The sequence below is a fragment of the Agreia sp. genome, assembly GCF_964263775.1.
Classification (GTDB): domain Bacteria; phylum Actinomycetota; class Actinomycetes; order Actinomycetales; family Microbacteriaceae; genus Agreia.
Window position 1 is genome coordinate 1 of sequence record NZ_CAXVWM010000002.1, and the last position, 4,105, is coordinate 4,105.

At 67.8% G+C, this 4,105-nt stretch carries 4 protein-coding genes; all 4 read left to right on the forward strand.

The features are described from left to right. The first annotated feature begins 17 nt into the window (after window positions 1-17). A complete protein-coding gene (gene tilS / locus ACE5CZ_RS00200; RefSeq protein ID WP_374945339.1) occupies window positions 18-956 on the forward strand; it encodes a tRNA lysidine(34) synthetase TilS in 939 nt (312 codons plus the stop codon). A gap of 14 nt (window positions 957-970) precedes the next feature. Further along, window positions 971-1,522: a hypoxanthine phosphoribosyltransferase gene (gene hpt / locus ACE5CZ_RS00205; protein ID WP_374945336.1), complete on the forward strand. Its 552-nt coding sequence runs from the start codon at window positions 971-973 to the stop codon at window positions 1,520-1,522. 120 nt (window positions 1,523-1,642) lie between these two features. Next, a complete protein-coding gene (ftsH, locus tag ACE5CZ_RS00210) occupies window positions 1,643-3,655 on the forward strand; it encodes an ATP-dependent zinc metalloprotease FtsH (RefSeq protein WP_374945337.1) in 2,013 nt (670 codons plus the stop codon). A gap of 12 nt (window positions 3,656-3,667) precedes the next feature. Then, a partial coding sequence (gene folE / locus ACE5CZ_RS00215) for a GTP cyclohydrolase I (protein ID WP_374945338.1) occupies window positions 3,668-4,105 on the forward strand: 438 nt, incomplete at its 3' end.

The following is a 4,105-nucleotide window of genomic DNA, read 5'->3' on the forward strand; positions in this document are numbered from 1 at the left end:
GCGAGTCGCTCGGGGCGTTGCCGCCATCCGATGATGCCGCGCTGGTGCTCGTGGCTCTCAGCGGCGGGCCTGATTCGCTGGCCCTCGCCGCCGCGACGGCATTCGAGGCGCCCCGCGCGGGGCTGCGCGCCGGGGCCGTGATCGTCGACCACGGCCTGCAGCCCGACTCGGACGGCGTCGCCGCGAGGGCCGCCGAGCAGGCGCGAGCGCTGGGCCTCGATCCGGTTCTCGTGCGGCTCGTCGAGGTACATCCCGGGCCCGGCGTGGGCGGGCTCGAGGCCGCGGCCCGCGACGCCCGGTACACGACCCTGGATGCTGTGCGTCGCGACACCGCGTCGGTCGCGGTTCTGCTCGGCCACACCCTCGATGACCAGGCCGAGACCGTTCTGCTCGGCCTCGCTCGCGGTGCCGGCGCATCCAGCCTGCACGGGATGGCCGCCGTCTCGGGGCCCATCGTGCGCCCGCTGCTCGGCATCCGGCGCTCGACGACCGTGGCTGCCTGCGCGGATGCCGGGCTCGAGCCGTGGCTCGATCCGCACAATGCCGACCCGGCGTACTCGCGGGTGCGGGTGCGCCAGACGGTGCTTCCGGTTCTCGAGCGGGAGCTCGGCCCGGGCATCGCCGACGCGCTGGTGCGAACGGCCGAACAGCTGCGCGAAGACGGCGACGCGCTCGACCGCATGGTGGAGGAGACGATCGAGGAGATCGTGGAGCACGCCGAGGCCGGCATCGCGATCTCGGTCGGAGCGCTGGCCGCGAACCCGGCGGCGCTGCGCAATCGCATCATCCGGCACGTGGTGCTGAGCGAGTTCGGCGTCAGCCTCAGCCGCGCCCAGACGCTGGCGGCCGCGGCGCTCGTGACCGACTGGCGCGGGCAGAAGGGCGTCGACCTGCCCGGCATTAGAGTTGTCAGGGTTGCCCGGAGCCTCGTGTTCCAGGCTGCAGCAGACCTCTAATGTGAAGGAGCCCCGTGCTTTCGAGTGACATCGCCGACGACCTCACCAGCGTGCTGTATACAGAGGCCGAGATCCACGAGCGAATCGCGCAGCTCGCCCGCAGCATCGAGGCGGACTACGCGGGCGAAGCCGTTCTGCTCGTCGGCGTGCTGAGGGGCGCGGTCATGGTCATGGCCGACCTCGCGCGCGAACTCACCCTGCCGCTGAACATGGACTGGATGGCGGTCAGTTCTTACGGCGCCGGCACGCAATCGTCGGGCGTCGTGCGAATCCTCAAAGACCTCGACACCGACCTGTCTGGTCGCAAGGTGCTGATCGTCGAAGACATCATCGACTCGGGCCTGACGTTGTCGTGGCTCTTGGGCAACCTGCGCACGCGCGGCGCCGAGAGCGTCGAGATCTGCGCCCTGTTCCGCAAGCCGGAGGCGGCGAAGATCCAGGTAGACGTGAAGTATGTTGGCTTCGACATCCCCAACGAATTCGTGGTCGGCTATGGCCTCGACTACGCCGAGCGCTACCGCAACCTGCGCGACGTCGCGGTGCTCGCGCCGCACGTGTACTCCTAGGTCGTGCCCGTTACGCCCACGGGGGCTCTGTTTACGCCCACGGGGAACATGCAGACGGCGTGCAGGCCCGCACCGCTACCCTTTCGACTATCACCATCCCTCTCGACATGATGAAGAGACATGAACGCTAAAAAGATCGTCCGATCTCCCATTCCGTACATCCTGCTCGGCGCGATCGCGCTGTGGATCGGCTTCGGCCTCATCACGGGTGGAGGCTTCAAGCAGATCGACACGCAGGAGGGCCTGCAGCTGCTGAAAGACGGCAAGGTCAACTCGGCAACCATCATCGACGGCGAGCAGAGGGTCGACCTGACGCTGGCCAAGGCCGACAAGGAGTACGGCACCCAGGTGCAGTTCTACTACGTGACGCCCCGGGGCACCGAGGTCATCGACGCGGTCAACGACGCCGCCCCGACCAAGGGCTACAACGACGAGGTTCCGCAGACCAACTGGTTCCTGTCTCTCATCGGCATCCTGCTTCCCGTGCTGCTCATCGGTGCGTTCTTCTGGCTCATGCTCTCGGGTATGCAGGGCGGAGGCTCCAAGGTCATGCAGTTCGGCAAGTCCAAGGCCAAACTGGTCTCCAAGGAATCGCCGAAGGTCACGTTCGACGACGTCGCCGGCAGTGACGAGGCACTCGAAGAGCTCGAAGAGATCAAAGACTTCTTGAAAGAGCCGGCCAAGTTCTTGGCCGTCGGCGCCCGCATCCCGAAGGGCGTACTGCTGTACGGCCCTCCCGGAACGGGCAAGACGCTTCTCGCCCGCGCCGTCGCCGGAGAGGCCGGGGTGCCGTTCTACTCGATCTCCGGTTCCGACTTCGTCGAGATGTTCGTGGGTGTCGGCGCGAGCCGCGTCCGCGACCTGTTCCAGCAGGCCAAAGAGAACTCGCCCGCGATCATCTTCATCGACGAGATCGACGCGGTCGGTCGCCACCGCGGTGCCGGCATGGGCGGCGGACACGACGAGCGCGAGCAGACGCTCAACCAGCTGCTCGTCGAGATGGACGGATTCGACGTCAAGACGAACGTCATCCTGATTGCGGCCACGAACCGTCCCGACATCCTCGACCCCGCCCTGCTGCGCCCGGGCCGCTTCGACCGCCAGATCGGCGTCGACGCCCCCGACCTGCAGGGTCGCAAGAAGATCCTCGAGGTGCACGGCAAGGGCAAGCCGCTCGCCGCCGGTGTCGACCTCGAGGTCGTCGCCCGCAAGACGCCCGGGTTCACCGGTGCCGACCTGGCCAACGTGCTCAACGAGGCCGCGCTGCTCACGGCGCGCTCCAACGCCCAGCTCATCGACAACCGCGCCCTCGACGAGGCCATCGACCGCGTGATTGCGGGCCCGCAGCGCCGTACCCGCATCATGCGCGACCACGAGAAGCTCGTCACCGCCTACCACGAGGGCGGCCACGCCCTGGTGGCCACGGCCATGAACAACACCGACCCGGTCACCAAGATCACGATTCTTCCCCGTGGACGCGCCCTCGGCTACACGATGGTGCTGCCCCTCGAAGACCGCTATTCGGTCTCGCGCAACGAGCTGCTCGACCAGCTCGCCTACGCCATGGGCGGTCGCGTCGCCGAAGAGGTCGTGTTCCACGACCCCACCACCGGCGCATCCAACGACATCGAGAAGGCCACCGACACGGCGCGCAAGATGGTCACCGAGTTCGGCATGTCCTCCGACATCGGTGCCGTCAAGCTCGGTGCCGCATCCGGCGAGATGTTCCTCGGCCGCAACATGGGTCACGAGCGCGACTACTCCGACCGCATGGCCGAGAAGGTCGACGGCGAGGTGCGCCAGCTCATCGAGAACGCCCACGACGAAGCCTGGAGCGTTCTGAACGAGAACCGCGACATCCTCGACCGCCTCGCGCTCGAACTCCTCGAGCACGAGACGCTCGACCACGATCAGCTCGCCGTGATCTTCAGAGACGTCAAGAAGCTGACGCCTCGTCCGCAGTGGCTCTCGAGCGACAAGCGTCCGGTCTCGCAACTTCCCCCGGTGGCGTTCCCCACTCCGAAGTCGCCGGTCGATGCGGGCGCCGTCGACGGAGGTATCCAGTCCGACCCTGAGCCGGAGCAGAAGCCCAAGCGCTCGCCGCAGGCTCCGCCCCGACCCGCGACCGCGTAACTCGCCGCGCACGTGACTGCGTTCGACCGGGTGCGTGTCGAGGCGGCCGTGCGCGAGATCCTCATCGCCATAGGTGAAGATCCCGGGCGCGGAGGCCTCGAGCGAACGCCGGCCCGTGTCGCCGACGCCTACGTCGAGTTCTTCTCCGGCGTCGGGGTCGACGCCACCTCGGTGCTCGGAGACACGTTTCCCGTGCCCGACGGCGCGACGGCCGAGCCCGTGCTCGTGCGCGACCTGGAGTTCCGTTCGATCTGCGAGCATCACCTCCTCCCGTTCACCGGAGTGGCACATGTGGCCTACGTTCCATCGGATCGGCTGATCGGCCTCGGACGCATCGCGTCGGTGGTGCACACGCTCGCCTCGCGCCCGCAGCTGCAGGAACGCCTCGGAGACGAGATCGCCGGGGCGATCGAGAGGGGTGTCGACGCGCGCGGAGTGCTGGTCGTTCTC